Raw genomic sequence first — 2,770 nt, 5'->3', positions numbered from 1 at the left:
GGGCCCGGGCGGCGTGCGCCTGGGCCCCGGCCACACGTAAGGAGCGAGAACCAGGTGACACGATCCACTGACCAGCAGCCGCTGCTGCGTCTACGCGCCGTCAACAAGACCTTCGGGGTCCTGCACGTCCTCAAGGACATCGACCTCGACGTCTACGCCGGTGAGGTCACTGCCGTGGTGGGCGACAACGGGGCCGGTAAGTCGACGCTGATCAAGTGTATCGCCGGCAGCCACGTCTTCGACTCGGGCAGTTACATGTTCGAGGGCCGGCCGGTCCATGTACACAGCCCGAGGGACGCGAATGACCTCGGAGTCGAGGTCGTCTATCAGGACCTCGCCCTGTGCGACAACCTCGACGTCGTGCACAACATGTTCCTCGGCCGCGAGCTGCGAGCCGGCATGATGCTGGACGAGACGACCATGGAGAAGCGCGCTACCGAGACGCTGCACGGGCTGTCGGTTCGCACGCTGCAGTCGGTCCGGATGCCGGTGGCGAGCCTGTCCGGCGGGCAGCGGCAGACCGTGGCCATCGCCAGGGCAGTGCTCTGGAACAGCAAGCTGGTCATCCTGGACGAGCCGACGGCCGCACTTGGCGTCGCCCAGACCGAGCAAGTGCTGAACCTGGTGCGCAGGCTTGCGGAGAAGGGCTTGGCCGTCATCCTGATCTCGCACAACATGACCGACGTGTTCGAAGTGGCCGATCGGATAGCCACGCTGTACCTGGGCCAGCTCGTCTCACAGGTTCGGGCTGCCGACGTGACGCACGCTCAAGTAGTCGAGCTCATCACTGCGGGTCGCAGCGGCGAGCTCGGGTTGTCGGCAACCGAGAGCAAGGAGGCGATGGTATGAGCACTCCGGTCATCGACACCGACGAGGCGAGCGTCGAGCAGAGCTCCGTCCGCGAGGCCGTGCACGGCTACGTCTCCCGGGTCCGGGGCGGCGAGATCGGTGGGCTCCCCGCGGTCCTCGGTTTTCTGGCACTGGTGGTCTTCTTCTCGATCATGCGTCCAGACAGGTTCGCGACCGCCCTCAACGCGGCGAACCTGCTCAACCAGAGCGCGATGATCGTCTTTATCGCGATGGGCCTCGTGTTCGTCCTGTTGCTCGGGCAGATCGACCTGTCCGCCGGCGTGACGGCAGGAGCGGCCGCCGCCATCTTGGCCGTGTTGCTCACCCAGCGCGGTTTCCCTTGGCCGTTGACTATCCTGGCCTGCCTGCTGACCGGCGCGGTCATCGGTCTTTCCATGGGCCTGATCGTGGCCAGGATGGGCGTGCCGTCGTTCGTGGTGACGCTGGCGTACTTCCTCGGCCTGCAAGGCGTCATGCTGTGGGTGATCGGCGAGGGCGGGACGATCCCGGTCCGTGACGACACCATCCTGGCGATCATGAACAGCAACCTGGCCCCGGCGCTGGGCTGGGTGCTAGCCGCCCTCGTGGTCGGCGGCTATGGCCTGGTGACCGTGCTCGGCGCTCGAACGCGGACCAGGGCCGGTCTGCCGGTGCAGCCGAGGTCTGTGTTGGTGTTCAAGATCGGCGCCCTGGCCGTCCTGCTGAGCGCCGCGCTCGCCATCCTGAACCAGGAACGCAGCGTCAACCCGCAACTGACCTCCCTGCGCGGCGTCCCCGTGATCGTGCCGATCGCCGCCGTCTTCCTGGTCGGGCTGACCTTCCTGCTGACCCGGACGTCGTTCGGCCGGCACGTCTATGCCATCGGCGGCAGCGTCGAGGCCGCCCGGCGGGCCGGCATCGACGTGCAACGAGTGAAGATCATGTGCTTTGTCATCTGCTCGACGATGGCGGCTATCGCGGGAATTCTGTTCGTCTCTCGCGACCATTCCGTCTCGCCGAGCACTGGCGGCTCGATCACTCTCCTGCTCGCGGTCGGCGCCGCCGTGATCGGCGGAACGTCACTGTTCGGCGGGAAGGGCAACGTCCGGGATGCCGTTGTCGGCGGACTGGTGGTCGCCGTGATCGCCAACGGGTTGCCGCTCATCACGTCACGCTCGGCTGTCCAGTTCATCGTCACCGCGCTGGTCCTACTGCTCGCGGCTTCCGTCGACGCGCTGTCACGACGGCGCGCCGCCGCAACCGGCCGGGTCTAGGGCACGGGCCGGCGGGCGAGGGTCCTGCCCGACGCACCGCCCGCTACGGGCGGTGGCGTCGGGCAGCATGCGTGGCGTGGCACCCGGTGATGGCGCCTAGTAGGCGACGCCGATCGCGTTCGGCACCGAATCGATTGTGACGGCTTCGCGCTCGCCGATGTAGTCGCCGTCGACCTGCGCAGGCAGCGGCTTGCTGGAGCGCAGAATGAACGTGTTCTGGTCATGCAGGGCCACGACACGGCGGCCCCGCGGACCGCGCTGCGTCGTCATCAGCGCGAGCGACGACAGGGTGGAGACCAGGCCGAGGCTGGTGAGGCCGAAGACATCAAGCCCGCCGTTGAAATCGGCGCCGGGGGTGGGACGCAGCGGCCTGTTCCCGAGGTACGTCCACGGCGAGCAGTTGCTGATGATCGCGACCGCCAGGCCGCTGACGGACTCGCCGTCGGCGGACTCGAACGTGATGGTTCCGTGCCTGCGGTCCGACTGGGCGAAGTAGCGTCGCAACGCCGTACGTACGTACAGCGCGTTCGTGGCTTTGCGGCCCGTGGCACGAGCATCTTCGACGGCGTGAACGACGTCGGCGTCCAGCCCGAAACCCGCGGCGAACGTGAAGTAGCGTCCGTTGAGCCGGCCGAGACCGAGCGGGTGCCTCCGGCCCTCTCGCAGAG

3 protein-coding genes are annotated in these 2,770 nt (G+C 67.5%); 2 read left to right on the top strand and 1 reads right to left on the bottom strand.

Annotation, left to right across the window (positions count from 1 at the left end; all coding sequences use genetic code 11):
• Positions 1 to 54 precede the first annotated feature (54 nt).
• Positions 55 to 849, top strand: coding sequence for an ATP-binding cassette domain-containing protein (locus ELR45_RS17440; RefSeq protein ID WP_129667519.1), 795 nt, complete (start codon positions 55 to 57; stop codon positions 847 to 849).
• On the top strand, positions 846 to 2,102 hold the full coding sequence (locus ELR45_RS17435; RefSeq protein ID WP_129667518.1) for a sugar ABC transporter permease: 1,257 nt from the start codon (positions 846 to 848) through the stop codon (positions 2,100 to 2,102). The genes ELR45_RS17440 and ELR45_RS17435 overlap by 4 nt, the downstream gene beginning before the upstream one ends.
• A 96-nt stretch (positions 2,103 to 2,198) precedes the next feature.
• Here ELR45_RS17435 and ELR45_RS38190 read toward each other — a convergent pair.
• The coding region (locus ELR45_RS38190) for a diacylglycerol/lipid kinase family protein (protein ID WP_240759814.1) at positions 2,199 to 2,770 on the bottom strand (572 nt) is incomplete at its 5' end.

Origin of the sequence: Phytoactinopolyspora endophytica (genome assembly GCF_004138495.1) — a bacterium.
In the GTDB taxonomy this organism is placed as follows: domain Bacteria; phylum Actinomycetota; class Actinomycetes; order Jiangellales; family Jiangellaceae; genus Phytoactinopolyspora; species Phytoactinopolyspora endophytica.
The sequence above is the reverse complement of the archived record's forward strand: the minus strand, read 5'-3'. Positions and strand labels throughout refer to the sequence as shown.

Excerpts from the sequence above, each read along its gene's own strand:
- ELR45_RS17435 (WP_129667518.1), top strand. The coding sequence starts at position 846 with ATGAGCACTCCGGTCATCGACACCGACGAGGCGAGCGTCGAGCAGAGC.